Origin of the sequence: Morganella sp. HSTU-ASny43 (assembly GCF_022819185.1) — a bacterium.
In the GTDB taxonomy this organism is placed as follows: Bacteria; Pseudomonadota; Gammaproteobacteria; order Enterobacterales; family Enterobacteriaceae; genus Morganella; species Morganella morganii.
Genome location: NZ_WSPG01000032.1, coordinates 25,257 through 41,677 on the forward strand (window position 1 = coordinate 25,257; position 16,421 = coordinate 41,677).

15 protein-coding genes are annotated in these 16,421 nt (G+C 50.1%); 8 read left to right on the forward strand and 7 right to left on the reverse strand.

The features are described 5' to 3' along the window. Positions 1–33 precede the first annotated feature (33 nt). Complete coding sequence (locus GN208_RS15270; RefSeq protein ID WP_004234703.1) at positions 34–2,532, reverse strand: fimbria/pilus outer membrane usher protein; 2,499 nt, start codon at positions 2,530–2,532, stop codon at positions 34–36. A 97-nt stretch (positions 2,533–2,629) separates the two neighbouring features. After that, positions 2,630–3,220 (reverse strand): fimbrial protein, encoded by a 591-nt coding sequence (locus tag GN208_RS15275; protein ID WP_015422287.1) that lies wholly within the window; start codon positions 3,218–3,220, stop codon positions 2,630–2,632. Positions 3,221–4,795: 1,575 nt separating this feature from the next. Between GN208_RS15275 and GN208_RS15280 the strand changes: the two genes are divergently transcribed. The 3 genes from GN208_RS15280 to GN208_RS15290 are packed head-to-tail and all read left to right on the forward strand — an operon-like array spanning position 4,796 to position 7,418. Further along, entirely contained in the window at positions 4,796–5,584 is a 789-nt protein-coding gene (locus GN208_RS15280; RefSeq protein ID WP_004241147.1) for a DUF3100 domain-containing protein, read from the forward strand. A 12-nt stretch (positions 5,585–5,596) separates the two neighbouring features. After that, the gene (locus GN208_RS15285) at positions 5,597–6,073 is read left to right on the forward strand and encodes a hypothetical protein (RefSeq protein ID WP_004234713.1); all 477 of its coding nucleotides are present in this window, start codon (positions 5,597–5,599) and stop codon (positions 6,071–6,073) included. A gap of 19 nt (positions 6,074–6,092) precedes the next feature. Continuing rightward, positions 6,093–7,418: an amidohydrolase gene (locus GN208_RS15290; protein ID WP_072144573.1), complete on the forward strand. Its 1,326-nt coding sequence runs from the start codon at positions 6,093–6,095 to the stop codon at positions 7,416–7,418. A gap of 52 nt (positions 7,419–7,470) precedes the next feature. Here the strand turns inward: GN208_RS15290 and GN208_RS15295 are convergent, their stop codons facing one another. After that, positions 7,471–7,971: a GNAT family N-acetyltransferase gene (locus tag GN208_RS15295; protein WP_004234716.1), complete on the reverse strand. Its 501-nt coding sequence runs from the start codon at positions 7,969–7,971 to the stop codon at positions 7,471–7,473. A gap of 111 nt (positions 7,972–8,082) precedes the next feature. Between GN208_RS15295 and GN208_RS15300 the strand changes: the two genes are divergently transcribed. Further along, positions 8,083–9,570 (forward strand): PLP-dependent aminotransferase family protein, encoded by a 1,488-nt coding sequence (locus GN208_RS15300; protein ID WP_004234717.1) that lies wholly within the window; start codon positions 8,083–8,085, stop codon positions 9,568–9,570. Here the strand turns inward: GN208_RS15300 and GN208_RS15305 are convergent. Next, complete coding sequence (locus GN208_RS15305) at positions 9,567–10,349, reverse strand: sulfite exporter TauE/SafE family protein (protein ID WP_004234718.1); 783 nt, start codon at positions 10,347–10,349, stop codon at positions 9,567–9,569. The two genes, GN208_RS15300 and GN208_RS15305, sit on opposite strands and share 4 nt — an antisense overlap. A gap of 148 nt (positions 10,350–10,497) precedes the next feature. On the opposite strand from GN208_RS15305, the gene GN208_RS15310 reads away from it, so the two are divergent. Then, entirely contained in the window at positions 10,498–11,490 is a 993-nt protein-coding gene (locus tag GN208_RS15310) for a hypothetical protein (protein WP_004234719.1), read from the forward strand. Between the two features lie 38 nt (positions 11,491–11,528). Here GN208_RS15310 and GN208_RS15315 read toward each other — a convergent pair whose 3' ends face one another. Beyond that, on the reverse strand, positions 11,529–13,013 hold the full coding sequence (locus tag GN208_RS15315; RefSeq protein WP_004241158.1) for an aldehyde dehydrogenase family protein: 1,485 nt from the start codon (positions 13,011–13,013) through the stop codon (positions 11,529–11,531). Between the two features lie 285 nt (positions 13,014–13,298). Between GN208_RS15315 and GN208_RS15320 the strand changes: the two genes are divergently transcribed. Beyond that, on the forward strand, positions 13,299–13,628 hold the full coding sequence (locus tag GN208_RS15320; protein ID WP_004234722.1) for a type II toxin-antitoxin system RelE/ParE family toxin: 330 nt from the start codon (positions 13,299–13,301) through the stop codon (positions 13,626–13,628). Then, a complete protein-coding gene (locus GN208_RS15325) occupies positions 13,625–13,942 on the forward strand; it encodes a helix-turn-helix transcriptional regulator (RefSeq protein WP_004234724.1) in 318 nt (105 codons plus the stop codon). Before GN208_RS15320 ends, GN208_RS15325 begins: the two co-directional genes overlap by 4 nt. A gap of 23 nt (positions 13,943–13,965) precedes the next feature. On the opposite strand, the gene GN208_RS15330 is transcribed toward GN208_RS15325, so the two are convergent. Beyond that, positions 13,966–14,604, reverse strand: a complete 639-nt coding sequence (locus GN208_RS15330; protein WP_243828472.1) for a LysE family transporter — start codon at positions 14,602–14,604, stop codon at positions 13,966–13,968. 56 nt (positions 14,605–14,660) lie between these two features. After that, on the reverse strand, positions 14,661–15,293 hold the full coding sequence (locus tag GN208_RS15335; RefSeq protein ID WP_004234729.1) for a hypothetical protein: 633 nt from the start codon (positions 15,291–15,293) through the stop codon (positions 14,661–14,663). Between the two features lie 100 nt (positions 15,294–15,393). Here GN208_RS15335 and GN208_RS15340 point away from each other — a divergent pair, with 100 nt between their 5' ends. Then, complete coding sequence (locus tag GN208_RS15340) at positions 15,394–16,305, forward strand: LysR family transcriptional regulator (protein WP_015422282.1); 912 nt, start codon at positions 15,394–15,396, stop codon at positions 16,303–16,305. The last annotated feature ends 116 nt before the right edge of the window (positions 16,306–16,421 follow it).

The window sequence follows — 16,421 nt, forward strand, 5'->3', positions numbered from 1 at the left end:
AATTCTGTAAAATACATACCGGTGCCGCCGGATTTACCGGCATGGCAGCAGCATATTAAACTGAACGTTATCATCCTTTATTTCCGGGATCCGGACAGTACATTGTGTCTGTCCGTTCCAGGCTACAGTCAGCTTCTGGCCCGGTTGTATCCCGGTCAGATAAGCCGATCCGTTATCGGCCACAATGCCGATCTCCGCATTTTTGTCATTCATGACAGAGGCGCCGAATGGCGGATGAGTATTATCATTCATAGCAATAATACCCATGATTTTATAGCCTTCGACAACATTAAATTTCCGGTAACCGATCGCGCCGGAGGTCAGTGTTGCCTGCTGCACGGATGTCAGGGCTTCGGCATTATCCGGCATGGCATCGAGATCAAGAGACAGCTGGCCGCGTGAGTAGGCCGTCGCGGTCGGGATAATCGCTTTCCCGAAGGCGTTACTCCGCACCGCTTTGCCGGTACCACGCACATCAATGTCCGGTGTGCCGCTGGTATCCACCAGAATGCGCGGTGCCATACTGTTGCCGCTGCGGTGGAATGCCGCACCTTCACGGGTCAGGGTAAAGCCGCCGCGTGACTGGCCGGATACCGTAAGAACGTTATCCTGAATATAGGTTCCGCTCAGTGAAAGGTAGTTATTCCCCCCTTCATTGGTATAGAAACCGGCGAGGTTGACTTTGCCGTCGCCTTCACCGGCAGACAGTGAATAGTTACTCGAATTATCAATATCAGTGTAATAGTTAACGTTATTACTGTGAGAGTTCTTATTGTAACTGCCGCTGTAGCTGAACATGCCTTTATTATCATCAAGCGGAACAGAGAGGCTGGCGTAGACGCCGTTATCTTTTGTTGAATCCGATTCTGTCCGGTAGGCTGACATACTCATGCTGAGGTTCTTTTTCTCTCCCCAGTCAAAGTTGCGGGAGAGGGTCATGCTGTAGTTATTGATGCTCGCTTTATTCCAGAATGTCTGATGACTGTAGTTCAGATAGACGTTCATGCGCAGAGACGGGAACACCTTGTTAAAGATGATGTTATACATCTCTTTGCTGTTGTCGGTATTACCGCCTCGGTAACGCAGATCGACAAACTGGTTCATGGTCATGTAATCCCGCTCCGAGAAGCGGTAACCGGCGAAGGTCAGCTGACTGTTAATGGTATCGAATTCTTTGGAATAGGTGATGCTGTAAGAGCCGCCGGTTTTATTTTGTTTATCTGCAAAATCACCCATGTTTGCCCGGGAATAGGAGACTTTCGCGGAAAATACCCCGAATGGTGCGATATCCCGGCCTATCCCGAAAGACACGTTCTGGTAATCCGTCGCCGCCAGTACGCCGCTGAACAGCGTGGTGTTGTTGCTCATCCCCCGGGAAAAACTCCCTGTACCGAATTCCGGGCCTTCGGTTTTGTGATCGTCTGACAGCGGTTTACCGGTCGCCAGTTTAAACAGGAACTGGCCGGGACGGGTCAGCATCGACAGGCGGGATGTTTCGATGGTGAAATGCTGTTCGCTGCCATCCTGCTCTTTAATAGTGACATTTAACGTACCGTCGCCGATGTAGTTCATATCACGGATACGGAACGGTCCTTTACTGACCTGCTCCTGATAAATGATACGTTCACCCCGGCGGATGATTACGGTGGCGTTGGTGCGGGCAACCCCGGCAACTTCCGGCGCATAACCGCGCAGCAGCGGCGGGAACATATTTTCATCGGTTTCCATGCTCATGCCGATGTAGCGGAAGCTTTCAAACAGTTCTGAGGTCAGATACTGTTCACCGAATATCAGACGGGCGCTGAGATCCCGGAGTGCCCGGTAAGCGTAGATCTGGTTCCAGCGCCAGCGTTTTGAGTGCTCCGCGTTGTCGCCGCCGGTCGCCTGCCATTCCGCACGCACACGCCATGCACCGAGGTTGACGCCGGTATCACCGTAGCTGACTACATCCGTCTTGCTGCTTTTATCGTTATCACTGCCCGGCTGGTATTTGCTGTGCGTGGCGGTGGCGTTATAGTCGAATAAAAATCCGGCGATACCGTCATCCCAGCGCTCCGGCGGATCCCATGACGGATCGCTGTAGGCCATATAGGCCTGGGGGATCCGGATATTGAGTTTATTATCCGCGATATCACCCGTTGCCTGCATATCAGGAATGGTACGGATATCAAGGCACTGCAATTTATCCTGCGCTGTCCAGCTGACTTTATTCTGCCACTCTTCTTTCATGGCAAGTTGTGCAAATAATTCAGGGGTAATACAGGGGACTGTTATTTCAGGATCATATTCCGGGATATAAAAAAGGATATTCTCATCACTGGTAATAACATTATTATTGAGTTTAGTTGCCAGAAGATAAGTACCCGGCATAACATAATTAGCCCGGCTGAATTTTGAAAAATCAATTTCCTGACTGTCTGAGTCTAAAAATGATGTATTAAAGTTAATGGCTTCTTCAGCAAATGCGGTATTTATCTGAATAACTGCAACCACAGAAGCTGTAAATATTTTAATTGTTGTTCTGAGCTTCATGAGATATGCCAGCCACCGCTAATCTATTATGCAGTGGCGGGAGCTGTCCTTGCAGACCACTGCATATATTAAAAAGAACTATTCAGTAACTATCCTGTTATTGATAGAAAATCTGGAAGTTAACCGGGGTATCGAAGTGACCGGTAGTAGCCTGTTCACCGGCAACTGCAGACTGGTTACCTTTTACATACGCTGCAAAGTTCAGCGGAGTGATTTGATCACGGCCACCGTTCAGGGTGTATTTTTCAGCAGGGAAACGTGAACCCAGTTCGATAGATTTACCGCCGCTGTCTGTCAGTGCGATACCGGCATTCTGGATTGAACCCAGACCAACATATTTAGATGTTGCAGTACCGTCTTTCAGTTCAACTGTTGGTGCAGTGAATTGAATCTGCGCAGTTTTATACGTGGTGGTATCACAGTTTTTCAGTTCGATATTGAATGTTTTGCTATCTGTACGGTAAGTACCGGTAGTCAGTTCGTTACGGCTGATTTCACCGAAATCCACTGTCTGATCCAGGAATTTACTGTCGATAGAGCAAGGCACGTTATTAATGAAGCCTTTAAAATGCACGGTACCGAGACCGCTTTTTACTTCTGGCGGTTGCACAGGATCTTCTGCCATAGCAGTACCCGCAGCAAATAAAGATCCCAGAACTACTGAGAGTAATACTTTCTGAAGTTTCATGTTATTTCCTTTATCAGGGATATTCGTCAATATTTAAGAATAATCTGTTTTATTTATATTATTAAATAAATAATCCCGTGAGGCTCAAGCCGGGATAATTTAATAATAATTCTGAGCAATATTCTTTGAATACCGCAGTATTATCATAATTGTTTATTAGAGTGTCAATTGTCATGCAAATACTGCTATTTTTTATATTGCGATAACATTTAAATTTAAATATTATTACCCGGGTAAGAAATGAAATTATATATTGCATATGAACAAAACTCTTTCACGGAAACTGACTAAAAAATAGCGGATTGTTTGGTGTCATTTCCTGTTTGCTTTTTTCATATGTTACATTAAGTCATATTTATAGTGATTAAATGTAATTAGTTAACTAATGGTCATGCATTTAACCACTAATCCCAATCTTAATATGCTCATCACAGGACATAATCACTATTTACAAAAAGTGTTTGATTTTAATCATATACAAAAGTGATTAGTTTTATTGTTTAGTTTTATCGCAATAATTAATCAGGGAGAAAAATGGATTACAGCCGAAAATAAATAATGCAATTTTATTTATAATTATAGCAACGGTGATGTCAGTCACACGGCATACTCATCTTAAGATGTAAGGCGTTATCCGTGATTTAGGATATTGCAGCCTGCATCACAGTTAAGAAAATTTTATTTATTATCCGTGGTGTTTACATGAGGGTATACTCTGATACCGATGTGTTTTTTAAGTAATTATGCGTGAGCAAATGCAAAATATTTCTGAGACCTGATGAAACAGATTTACGGACAGAAAAAGAAACCCACAATCCGGTAACAATTAAGCAACGCAATTAGGCACTCAGCGATCAATTCTGCTGTGTTTACCCGGGTTTTCTGCGTTTGTGTGAAAAACAGCCTGCCGGAGGAATACCAGCGGATGAAACCCGTTCAGTACAACACGGTTTTCCGGATTTCTGTGCTGAGGGCCGGGTTAATAGTCAATATTGTGACCTGTGTCCATATTGATAAAATAATGTGATCTACATCTGATTTATTCATGTTATCCGTTACAATGGTGATTTTTTACTGCCAGTCAAATATTTTGCCATAACGGTGATTGGAAGGTGTAATAAGATGTTCATCTCGGTACCTCCTGAATAAATTCAGTATTAAAACGGGGTTTTCATCATTATATAAAATCATTCTCATTAAAATCAGCGGACCGGAAAATTAAAAAAACAGGAGCCGCTTCACATTATTGTCTTATTTGAATATTTCTCTTTTTATTTTAATCAAAACCAATATCACTTATCGAATAATGTTTTTCACAAAATTATAGCATTTTATATCACATTGAAATTTAACGAATTATCTATTAATTAGTAACCCGAAATAAGTAGTCAGGACAGGGTTAATCAATAAATATTAATTTATTAATTTATGGCATGCCCAAAAGGCATGGCTGAGGAATTTTCGGAATATTGTCAGGAAAACAGTCCCGCGGGTAGTATGAATATGGAAAGGGTACGTTTTTTATATAAATACACACGAGTAATTCTCAATAACAATTCCTATAAAGGTAACACTATGGATATATTAAAAGATAGTAAGTTGCTTTTGGTTAGCTTATTTATCATTCTTCTTGCGGAAGCGATAGGGCAAATTAAAATCAGTCTGGTGATGGTTTTTCCGATGCTCTACTCCATGCTGATGGGTGGTATTATCAGCTTTCCGAAATTTAAAATCCTCAACGAAAAGAACATGGCGCATGCGACCTCTATCATGAGTGTGGCACTGGTGATCCTGATCGCCAAGCTGAGTACTTCCGTCGGGGCCTCCTGGGAAAAAATCATTCAGGCCGGTGGTGCGCTGGTTCTGCAGGAAGTGGGCCACTTTATCGGTACCATTATGCTGGGTCTGCCGCTGGCGATTATGTTAGGTATGGGCCGTGAAGCGGTCGGTGCCACCTATTCTGTCGGCCGTGAGCCGAACATCGCCATCATCGAAGCCAAATACGGCTTAAGTTCGCCGGAAGGCCGCGGTGTCATGGCAATGTATATCTGCGGTACGCTGTACGGTGCTGTCTGGATGGGGATCCTCGCGAGTGTGATCGCCGGTCTGGACATTCTCAGTCCGCTTGCTCTGGCAATGGGTGCGGGTGTCGGCAGCGGCTCGATGCTGGCGGCGGCGGTTGCCCCTCTGCTGGAACTCTATCCTGACCAGGCTGCGGATATTCAGGCGTTCTCGTCTTCCGCGAACCTGATGTCTTCTGTGTTAGGTCTGTACATCTATATTTTCTTCTCCTTACCGTTTGCGTCTTATCTGTACAACAAACTGAAAAGAAAACGTGCAACGGCGTCTGCGGATACTGAATAAGGATAACTAATCATGAAAAAGATGACAGAAATAGCCATAATCCTGGTTCTGGTGGTGTTCTTTACCGCGCTCGGCGATGCAGTCGGCGGGTCAATGTACGGCCGTGGTGAGTTCGGGCAGGTGTTCAGCGATACACTGCTGGCGATGACACTGCTGGGCGGTATGTCCTTCGCGGCATACCTGATCGCGATGATCCCGCCGTTAGGCAAACTGCCGGTGATCTTCTGGGTTTCCCTGATCGCCGCCGGTCTGTGTTCACCGCTGTTCCCGTATGACAAAGAAATGATTGCCATGACCGGTAAAGTCTCTATCGCGGTTATCAGTACCACAGTACTGGCCTTCGCGGGTCTTTCACTGGGTAAAGATATCGATAAATTCAAAGCGATTTCATGGCGCATTATCCCGGTGTCACTGGCGGTATTCTCCGGGACATTCTTATTTGCCGCACTTATCGGCCAACTGACGCTCACATGGAGTGGCGTTATCTGATCAGAGGGGAATATTCAGCATGACAATGACCAAAGAACAACTGAAAGCCAAAGTCTGCGAAGCGATTGCCGCCCGCAAGGGTGACATTAAAAAACTGGCAGAGAATATCTGGGCAGAGCCGGAGCTGGGTTATAAAGAGACCCGCACAGCGAAGAAGGTCGAAGCGGCATTTGATTCTCTGGGTGTCAGCTACCGTAATCAGCTGGCGCTCACCGGGGTCAAAGCCCGCCTGAAAGGCGGAAAAGGCAGTAAACGCAGTGTCGCGGTGATCGGTGAGCTGGATGCCATTATCTGTGCTGAACACCCTGATGCGGATGACCAGACCGGCGCGGCACACTGCTGTGGTCACAATGCGCAGATCGCCAATATGATGGCGGTCACTATGGGGCTGGTGGATTCCGGGGCGATGGAATATCTGGCGGGGGATGTAGTGCCCTTCGCCGTTCCGGCTGAGGAATATGTGGAACTCGCGTACCGCAACAAGCTTATCGAACAGGGCAAAATAAGTTATATCGGCGGTAAGCCGGAGCTGATTTCCCTCGGTGAGTTTGATGATGTGGATATGGCGATGCAGATCCACCTGACCAGCGTCAAACCTGAGCGTGACAACGGATTTATTGAAATCTCCACCACCACCAACGGTTTTATCGGCAAGCTGATTAATTACAAAGGCAAACCGGCACATGCTGCGGCGGCACCGCATATGGGGATTAACGCCCTGAATGCGGCAATGATGGGTATCATGGGTGTGAATGCTATCCGTGAAACCTTTCAGGAGAAGGATTATATCCGTTTCCACCCGATCATCACCCAGGGCGGTGATCTGGTGAACGTGACCCCGAGTGATGTGCGCATGGAAAGTTATGTCCGTGCCTCAAACGTACCGGCGATGATCGATGCCAACGAGCGTATTACCCGTGCGCTGGTAGCCGGCGCCATGTCTGTCGGTGCCGAAGTGGAAGTGAAAGATTTACCGGGCTATCTGCCGCTGTACAACAATGACGTACTGAATGATCTGTTACAGCAGAATGCGGAAGGTCTGATTGGTGATGAAAATGTCTGGGTTGCCGAGCATATGACCGGCAGTACTGACACCGGGGATCTGTCCCATATCATGCCGGTCAGTCATCCGTGGATTGGTTCAGTGCGCGGCGGGCTGCACGGCAAAGATTATGTCGTTTTTGATGACGACATGGCCTATATCCGTCCGGCTCAGATGATGGCAATGACAATTATTGATTTGCTGTTTGATGATGCCGCCGGTGCGGAAGCCCTGATGGCGGAATATAAGCCGCTGATGAGTAAAGAAGAGTACCTCTCGTTTATCAGTTCCTTTAAGAACTGATCATCCCCCTGAAGGCCCGGAAACGGGCCTTTTTTATAGGACATGACTGCCATCATTTCAGTGGCATAATATATTCGATAGCACCGGATTTATTTGCCACCCAGTCATACAGACGCTGGCCACGGGTATTATCTTTATGGGTGTGCCAGTAGAGACGGCCGCACGGACGTGCCAGCGCCTGCTGCTGTACAAACTCAATCAGCTGTTTGCCGATATGCTGGCCGCGCACAGACGGATCCACATACAGGTCTTCCAGGTAACAAAACTCTTTTTCCGCCCAGGTGGAGCGGTGATAGAGATAATGCACGAACCCGGTGACTTTGCCGTTCATCCGCGCCACGGCACAGAACATCGGTTCTTTTTCATCAAAGAAACGTGACCAGCTGGTCAGCGTGACCTCTTCCGGAAAGCTGACTTTATAAAATTCCTGATAGGCCAGCCAGTGCGGCAGCCAGCCCGCATAATCATTCTGTGTGGCAGGCGCCACTGTCACCAGATCCGGTACGGATGATGTCATTGTATTATTCATGGTGTTTCCCTCATTATTCTGCATTCTGCTGTTGTGAAGAAAACGCGCGTTTTCCGTGATGTGAAGAGTACGTGTTATTTTGGTTCTTTATAAGATACACTTTTTATATTTTTAACAGATCCACTTTAGGCCACTATGCGAAAATCCGGCGCGGCAGCGTTTCCCGAATTACTGACAGGTAACGGGATCATCAAAGATCAGGTGTATCACGCTCTGCGTGAGGCGATCCTCAGCGGCCGCCTGCATGCGGGCAGCAAAGTGCCGTCCGGGCGGGCGCTGGCGGAGATGATGGGGATCTCCCGTAACTCGGTGATTGCCGGGTTTGAGCGGTTGCAGGATGAGGGTTATCTCATCACCCGGCGCGGCGCGGGTACCTTTGTGGCGGATAATCTGCCGGATCACGCCATCAGCGGACCGGTGGCATCCCCGGCGGATGAGGCCGGGGAGCAGGTGACCGCCAATATCAGCCCGCTGGCAGAAATATTGCAGTCACAGCGTGTTGCATCCGGTGCGCCGTCCGATGCACTGTTTATGGTCGGTACCGGATGTGTGGATCTGTTTCCGCATGATGTCTGGGGGCGGCTGCTAGGCCGTGTCTGGCGTCAGTCCCGCTATGCGCTGCATACGCACAGTGAGCCGCACGGCTACCAGCCGCTGCGCCGGGCAATCTGTCATTATGTCCGTGCCACCCGCGGATTGCAGTGCGATGAGGACCAGATCCTGATTGTCAACGGCACCCAGCAGGCGATTAACCTGACAGTGCAGACGCTGTTACAGCCCGGGGATGAAGTCTGGCTGGATGACCCCGGCTATGATGGTGCGCGCGGGGCGTTTTTATCACAGCGGCTGACAGTACGTCCGGTACGCGCGGATGAAGAGGGCATGGATGTGTATGACGGCCTGCGCCGCTGGCCGGACGCGAAACTGGTGTTCACCGCACCGTCACATCAGTTTCCCGGCGGCGGCACACTCAGCCTGGCCCGGCGATCGGCGCTGCTCTCCTGGGCGGCAAAACACCATGTCTGGATCCTGGAGGATGATTATAACGGTGAGTTCCGTTATGCCGATCGTCCGCTTCAGGCATTGCAGGGGCTGGACAGGCATCAGCGGGTGATTTATGCGGGAACGTTTTCCAAAATGCTCTATCCGGCCTTCCGGCTGGGATTTCTCGTCGTACCGAAAGCGCTGATCCCGGCCTTTGAGGTGACAAAATATTATGCCGATACCGGCTGCGGCTATCTGGAGCAGGCCACGCTGACCCGGTTTATTAATGAAGGTCACTATGCACGGCATGTCCGTCGGGTGCGCAAAGCCTGTTATGAGCGGCGGCAGGCGGTGACGGATGCCATTAATCAATACCTTCCTGAACTGCTGGATATTGTGCCGAGTGACTCGGGGATCCACCTGTTATGCAGGATGAAAAACGGTGTTCCGGCACAGACGGTGATTCAGGCAGGACGGCAGTGCGGCATGGGCATGCAGCCGCTGGCCCGTTACTGCCGTCCGGATGCACCGCAGGAAGGGGTATTATTCGGGTTTGCCGCTTATCCGGCGGAGAAACTCACCGATGGCATCCGCCGTCTGGCGGAGGCGTTACAGGCTCAGGGTGTGGTGACGGTTTAGAACAGATTCAGTGTCATCATCACTGCGCTGCACAGGATAAGGATCAGCGTGGCGTACTGAAAAGCGCGATCCGGCATCCGCGTGAGCAGAATTTTGGTCAGCGGCATACTGAGCAGGGACCCGGCAAACAGCCACAACGCGAGACGGACATCCGTGTGTCCGTCCTGCATATAGGCAATAGCAGAAGAGCCGGAGAGCAGGGTGGTGACAAAAATAGAGGTGCCGATAGCCTGACGGATATCCATCTTTGCATAGCGCAGCAGCATCGGCAGCACCACAATCCCGCCGCCGACCCCCGTTGCCCCCAGTACCACACCGGCGGTGATCCCCGGCAGCAAAAGCTCCCGTACTGACATGGGGGTTTCAGCCGTATTCGCCGGTAACGGAGGCGGGAAAAACATCCGCTGAATAAACAGCCACAGTGAAAACAGGATCGCCGCCACGACCAGCAGATTAATACTCTTTTCTGTGATCGCCTGCCAGGCCGGTACCGAGGCAAGCCATGTCACCAGCAGACTGGCACCGAAGGTGGCGGGCAGCATAATCCCCAGCACAATCATGGCGCGCCGGAGCGGAATATTGCCGAGTTTGTAGTGCAGCCAGGAGGAGGCGACCTTCATCAGCATGGAGAGAAGATTGGCGGTGGCGACGGCCATCAGGGCATTCATGCCGTAGAGATACGTCAGGATTGGCAGCACTATCACTCCGCCGCCGACACCGGTGGTGCTGATAATCAGCCCGGTTAAGGCGCCTGTGATCAGTGTTGTGATAATGGCCATTGTCCTTTCCCCGGGCCGGAACAAACAGGGGAGTTATCATACCCCATGGCGGACAGATAAATACACTTAAGGATAATTCCGGTCAGGATTTCTCATTCTTTGCGCTATGATCACAACGGGTTTCCGGTGATTAAATAAAGGATGAGTCATGAAAAGGGGCGTATTTTTATCTGTGGTGATTGCATTGCTGGCCGGATGTAAGGAAACCCCGCCGCCTGCACCGGACGGATATTATGTGATTGATGATATTACCGTCACGTATGATAACCCGGCGGATAATGCGCCGGAGAACAGTGATCCGGAAAAAAATGTCAAAGCCGCAATCCGCGACACCATGGTCAGCCTGAAAGACTCCACATTCTTCTGGTTTGAGCCGGGCAGAGTCACTGTGGATAACAGCGGTAACCGTTTTGACAGTGATATTCATGGCGATACCTTTGATCTGAATAATATACAGACGACCTGGACATCACCGGACAGCGGACAAACCGTCTATCTGACCACGGAAAAAGAGGGCGCGTGCGGCTTCTTTAACTGTACCCTGAAAATGACCCTTTCCCGTGCCGATCATACCTCCGAAAAACTGGCCGGAATGAAAGCGGTATCTGATGTCAGAGCCGCCTCCTATGAAGCTTATCTGGAAACGCAGCGTCAGTATTACAAAGAGAACGGCTTCCCGCCGGTTCCCGGTGACACCATCAGAATGACAGAAAATATCTCAGTCACGCTGCCGGAAACAATGGCCATCGACCTGAAAAAACAGGAGGGCGGCGATTATGTCCGCGATATCGGCGGCCTTCATATTGAAAGCGATGATGATAATACGGAGATTTACCGCTTCCGTGATCCGCTCAGTGACGCGGAAGGTATTATTCATCTGGTGAAAGTCCCGAAATACCGCTGGCGTTTTGATGAATGGCTGAATCAGCAGAAAGGCATTATCTATCAGGAAGAGAACGGCGCGATCTATTACAACCGCTGGGGTAAGCCGGAATGCACCTATTTCCGCTATGACCAGAAAGAGCGGCGCTATGTGATTATTGTGGCGGAAACTGCGGATCAGATGATGATGCAGCAGATGTACAGTATTGCGCGATCTGCCGGGAAAAACCCGCCACCTGAAGCGAAAAGCAATAAATAAGTAAAAAAATGCCCGGCGTCGCCGGGCATTTACGTTAATTATGACTCTTTGGTGCTGATATAGATGTTTTTCACTTCGGTATAGGCATCCAGCATCATTTTATGGGTTTCCCGTCCCAGCCCGGAGTTTTTATAACCGCCGAACGGGGCATGAGCCGGCAGCTCATGATAGGTATTCACCCACATACGGCCGGTTCTGACCGCTTTCGCCACACGCAGTGCGCGGTTGATATCCTGTGTCCAAACCGCACCACCCAGCCCGTACTCGGAATCATTTGCCATCGCGACAACTTCATCTTCATCACTGAACGGGATCACCACCAGTACTGGTCCGAAAATTTCTTCGCGGGCAACCCGCATCTGATTGGTGACATTGGTGATAATCGTCGGCTTCATAAAGAACCCGGCATCCAGCCCGTCACTGGTCAGGCGTTCGCCGCCGGTGAGGATGGTGGCACCCTCTTTTTTCGCCAGTTCCACATAGCTGAGGATGGTATCGAGCTGTCCCTGACTGACCTGGCTGCCCATCTGAGTGTCTTTCGCCATCGGATCGCCGACTTTGACAGATTCAAAACGGGCTTTCAGTTTTTTCAGGAACTCATCGTGAATATCTTTGTGCAGGAACAGGCGTGAACCGGATTCACAGGCCTGACCCTGGTTCATCAGGATCGCGATAGCTGCATATTTGACGGCTTTTTCCATATTGGCATCCGGGAACACGATATTCGCCGATTTACCGCCCAGTTCCAGAGTGGCCGGGATCAGTTTTTTCGCGGCGGCAGCAGCAACAGTGTAACCAACGCTGGTGGAGCCGGTGAACGCCACTTTGTCCACATCCGGATGGTCAAGAATCGCCTGGCCGACCACAGAGCCGCGACCGGTAACAATATTAATCACCCCGGCAGGCAGCACATCATTCAGGATGCGGCCCAGTTCCAGCAGGGTCAGCGGGGTCAGGCTGGCCGGGTTTATCACCACGGTATCTCCGGCGGCAATGACCGGCGCCAGTTTCCAGGCTGCCATCAGCAGCGGGAAGTTCCACGGGATAATCTGACCGACAACGCCGAGCGGCTCACGGATCACCAGACTCAGGGTGTTTTCGTCCAGTACATCGGCCTGGTCGGAATGGGCGCGGATAGCCCCTGCAAAGTAGCGGAAATGGTCAATCGCGGCCGGTAAATCGATGGAAATGGCCTCATTATACGGCTTACCGTTATCGAGGGATTCCAGGGTGGCGAAGCGTTCTTTTTCGGCTTCCAGACGGTCGGCAATTTTCAGTAACAGTTGCTGACGTTCCGCAGGAGAGGTATGGCGCCAGGTTTCAAAGGTCTTTTTGGCGGCGGCAACCGCTGTGTTGACATCCTGCGCGGTACCGGCCGGATAATCTGCCAGTAATTCACCGGTTGCGGGGTTAAATGTCTGGCTTTTAGCGTGATCACTGCTTTCGACCCACTGGCCGTTAATCAGCATTTTGTAGGATGGCTGAGGACGCAAAGCCTGTTCTATATCTTTCAGTTTAATCATTATTTTCTCCGTTCTGTCCGGGTGACTGATGAGCGCCGGAACGGCCTCATCGGGACAACAAGGCGTAAATACATGAGAACGTAACTGCACGTATTTATTAACGTCCTTAAACATTACCATATCAAACTATTAACGTGGCAATGAATTTGGCTATAACTGCAAAAGGCAGCATTAATTACCAAATTTATTTTTTTGCCATATTGAATAGAGTTATGGTATACAGTAATCATATTTGATTACATTTAGTGCGGACGATAAACTGAAAAGAAAACATTGGGATGAAGGATGTTTGAACTTTCAGTGATTAAAGCAGCAGAAAAAGAGATCATGAAGCTACCCGCAGGACTTAAAGCTGAGATGCTGACCGGGCTTGAAACCCTGCGTAAATACGGTGCATTTCTAAAAGAACCGGTTGTCCGTGACCTTCATCGTGACGGGCTGAAGGAGCTGAGGATCCGTTCTCATGAAGGGTGTGCCAGAGGGGTTTTCTTTTTTTACTGGGGAAACCATATAATTATTGTGCATGTCTTTCAGAAAAAAACGCAGAAAACACCAAAGCAGGTGCTAGAGTTAGCACATGAGAGAATGAAAGAAATGATAAGGAGGCTGAAATGAGTCGTAATGATGATTATGATTTAGTCCCTTTTGAAGAGCTGAAAAATACATTACTTAAAGATCCTGAAGTCATTGATGCACTGGATGAAATTCAGGCACGAAAAGTATTGCTGGATACATTAAAAGCAGCGAGAAAAGCCCGGAAAATTACCCAGGCTGAAGTGGCTGAAAAAATGGCGACGCAAAAACAGAATATTTCCCGCCTGGAAAAAGGGGACTATGACCCGCAACTGGGAACATTGATTCGTTATGCAGACGCCATTGGCGGACGATTATCTTTTGATTTTCTGCCTGTAATTTCGGAGTCTGTCTGATAATACCGGCGGTTACCTTGCCGTTATACAGCCAGCAAAAGCCGCCCGGCAAACAGCAGCAGAATAGTGCCGATGATATTGTCGAACAACCGGCTGTGTGCGAGGAACCGCTCACGGATACGCTGGTGTGAGAACAAAACGGAAACGGCCATAAACCAGGCCGCATTCACGCCGCACATCCACACGCCGTAGAACAGTTTCACCGTCACCGGCGTGGACGGACTGACCAGCGTGGTGAACATGGCTAGGAAAAACAGCATCGCTTTCGGGTTGGTGGCGTTGGTCATAAATCCCATCCAAAATGCCTTGCCGGCCGTTTGTACCGGGGCGCTATCCGGGCTCTCCGGGGCGATAGCGGCACTTGCGCCTTTACTGCGCAGAAACTGAATGCCCAGCCAGATAAGATAAGCCGCACCAATGTATTTCGCGGTATCCATCAGCCACGGTGTGGCCTGCATCAGGGCTGTCACACCAGCCAGCGTGTACACCACATGCACGGAAATCCCGGCGCCAATGCCGAGTGCGGTCATCAGTCCGGCTTTGCGTCCGTGATAAATACTCTGGCGCAGTGTCACGGCAAAGTCCGGCCCCGGCGAGACAACAATGAAAAAATGGACGAGCGCAAGCGCCAGAAATTCACTCTGGTTGAACAGATTCATCATAACCTCAGCAGATTAACAGGGGCGGCGGGAGTGCCGCCGCAGAGAGACAGGATCCGTCAGATGACGTCGTACTGAACGGACAGAACGCCCTTTTTGGTTTTCACGGATTTCAGCACCAGTGTGCCGATCTCGCCGAGTGACTGCACATGCGTGCCGCCGCAGGAGTAAGGTTCAAAATCCGCAAAACGGATCTGAAACATGCCGTCCTCATCCTGATAGTGATGACAGGAGTGATCCGCGTCGATCAGCGCCTGACAGTGGCGGCGGACATCTTCCGGATCCACGATCACCGGGGAACCGGCAGGAATATACTGGATCCTCCCTTCATCCGGCCAGTGATGTCCTTTGGTCGGTTTCCAGCCGAAAGTTTCCATCACATGAGAGAGCAGGTGTCCGCCGGTATGCAGCCGCGAGTGCAGCTGACGTTTCTCCGCATCGACATTCATCTGAACTTCACCGGGGGCGACCGGTATATCGGTGTAATGAATGATACCTTCCGGCATAAAAGCGGTGTGAATAACAGTGGCGTCACCGAGTGTGCCGGTGTCTCCCGGTTGCCCGCCACCCTGCGGATGGAACAGGGTTTTATCGAGGATAACCGCATAGCGCCCGTCCTCTGCCGGACGGCATTCCAGGACAGTGGCGGTGCCCTGTAAGGCGCGGCTGGTCAGATAGCATTTTTCTGTCATGGTGATGTGTGCCTCATTATTATTGTGTCGTGTTGTCTGACATTGTATTGCAGGCACTGTCATATGATAATACGGCAAAAATGCAAAGGATTTATTCCCTGTGATCACAAATGAAACCCTCGCATTACTCGAGGAAATGGCGGTATTTGCCAAAGTGGTGGAAACCGGCAGTTTCTCGGAAGCTGCCCGGCAGCTCGGCGCGACACCGTCTGCGATCAGCCGTGCGGTCTCGCGGCTGGAGCGCGCACTCAATACCCGGTTATTGCAGCGCACGACCCGCAAGCTGCGTCTGAATGAGAGTGGCAAGGCGGTATATCAGCACTGTCAGGCGCTGGTGAATTCTGCGGGAGCGGTGATGAGTGCCAGCGGGCAGTTCAGTGAAACACCTTCCGGGCTGGTGCGTCTGGGCGCCCCGAAAGCACTGGGCTATTTTATGGTGCATCCGCTTATCAATGAATTCCTCGCAACGAATTCCGGTGTGAATGTGATGCTGCGTCTGGAAGATCGCTATATGGATCTGATTGATGAGGAAATCGATCTTGCCATCCGTATTACCAATGAACCGCCGCCGGGGCTTATCGGCAAGCGGCTGTTTACGGTCAGTCATATTTTATGTGCCACGCCGCAGTATCTGGCGGAATATGGCACTCCGTCTCATCCGCAGGAGCTGAAGGATCACAGCTGCCTGTTCCTCAGTGAGGAAGCGGCAGATACCCGCTGGCGTTTTCAGCAGGGGAATAAAGTGGTGTCTGTGAATGTGCACGGGCGTTATTCATCAAACCACAGCGGGGTGCGGCTCGGCGGGGTGAAATCACATCTCGGGATCGGCGGGCTGCCGGTATTTACGGCGCGTAAATCGCTGGAGAGCGGGGAGATTGTGCAGGTTCTGCCGGACTGGACGTTTAAAACCCGTTACAGCGGGGATGCCTGGCTGCTTTATCCGCCGTCGCGTTATCAGCCGCCGCATATGATGGTGTTTATTGATTATCTGGTGAAAAAACTGCGGACATAAAAAAAGCGCCTTAAAGGCGCTTTTTTTGTATCTGTCTGATTAATCAGAATGCTTTGCTGTATTTTGCAATGATAGCAGCAGCACGGGTCAGATTAGAGAAGAAAGTTTTGATACTT

Excerpts from the sequence above, each read along its gene's own strand:
- GN208_RS15275 (WP_015422287.1), bottom strand. The coding sequence starts at position 3,220 with ATGAAACTTCAGAAAGTATTACTCTCAGTAGTTCTGGGATCTTTATTT.
- GN208_RS15315 (WP_004241158.1), bottom strand. The coding sequence starts at position 13,013 with ATGATTAAACTGAAAGATATAGAACAGGCTTTGCGTCCTCAGCCATCC.
- GN208_RS15335 (WP_004234729.1), bottom strand. The coding sequence starts at position 15,293 with ATGACAGAAAAATGCTATCTGACCAGCCGCGCCTTACAGGGCACCGCC.
- GN208_RS15270 (WP_004234703.1), bottom strand. The coding sequence starts at position 2,532 with ATGAAGCTCAGAACAACAATTAAAATATTTACAGCTTCTGTGGTTGCA.
- GN208_RS15330 (WP_243828472.1), bottom strand. The coding sequence starts at position 14,604 with ATGATGAATCTGTTCAACCAGAGTGAATTTCTGGCGCTTGCGCTCGTC.
- GN208_RS15295 (WP_004234716.1), bottom strand. The coding sequence starts at position 7,971 with ATGCAGAATAATGAGGGAAACACCATGAATAATACAATGACATCATCC.
- GN208_RS15280 (WP_004241147.1), top strand. The coding sequence starts at position 4,796 with ATGGATATATTAAAAGATAGTAAGTTGCTTTTGGTTAGCTTATTTATC.
- GN208_RS15300 (WP_004234717.1), top strand. The coding sequence starts at position 8,083 with ATGCGAAAATCCGGCGCGGCAGCGTTTCCCGAATTACTGACAGGTAAC.
- GN208_RS15285 (WP_004234713.1), top strand. The coding sequence starts at position 5,597 with ATGAAAAAGATGACAGAAATAGCCATAATCCTGGTTCTGGTGGTGTTC.
- GN208_RS15320 (WP_004234722.1), top strand. The coding sequence starts at position 13,299 with ATGTTTGAACTTTCAGTGATTAAAGCAGCAGAAAAAGAGATCATGAAG.
- GN208_RS15325 (WP_004234724.1), top strand. The coding sequence starts at position 13,625 with ATGAGTCGTAATGATGATTATGATTTAGTCCCTTTTGAAGAGCTGAAA.
- GN208_RS15310 (WP_004234719.1), top strand. The coding sequence starts at position 10,498 with ATGAAAAGGGGCGTATTTTTATCTGTGGTGATTGCATTGCTGGCCGGA.
- GN208_RS15305 (WP_004234718.1), bottom strand. The coding sequence starts at position 10,349 with ATGGCCATTATCACAACACTGATCACAGGCGCCTTAACCGGGCTGATT.
- GN208_RS15290 (WP_072144573.1), top strand. The coding sequence starts at position 6,093 with ATGACAATGACCAAAGAACAACTGAAAGCCAAAGTCTGCGAAGCGATT.